Source organism: Lysobacter enzymogenes, from assembly GCF_017168095.1.
In the GTDB taxonomy this organism is placed as follows: Bacteria; Pseudomonadota; Gammaproteobacteria; order Xanthomonadales; family Xanthomonadaceae; genus Lysobacter; species Lysobacter enzymogenes_D.
In genome coordinates this window covers 1-212 of record NZ_LXSD01000665.1, presented here as the reverse complement: position 1 = coordinate 212, position 212 = coordinate 1, and the positions used below count along the sequence as shown (strand labels likewise).

At 50.9% G+C, this 212-nt stretch carries 1 rRNA gene; it reads right to left on the bottom strand.

From position 1 onward, the window contains the following. Positions 1 to 212: ribosomal RNA gene (locus A7A76_RS25380) — 16S ribosomal RNA — on the bottom strand; the annotation flags it as partial.

Here is a 212-nt window from a genome sequence, read left to right as displayed (position 1 = left end):
TTCGAGCCTCAGCGTCAGTTGCAGACCAGAGAGCCGCCTTCGCCACTGGTGTTCTTCCATATATCTACGCATTCCACCGCTACACATGGAGTTCCACTCTCCTCTTCTGCACTCAAGTTCAACAGTTTCTGATGCAATTCTCCGGTTGAGCCGAAGGCTTTCACATCAGACTTATTGAACCGCCTGCACTCGCTTTACGCCCAATAAATCCG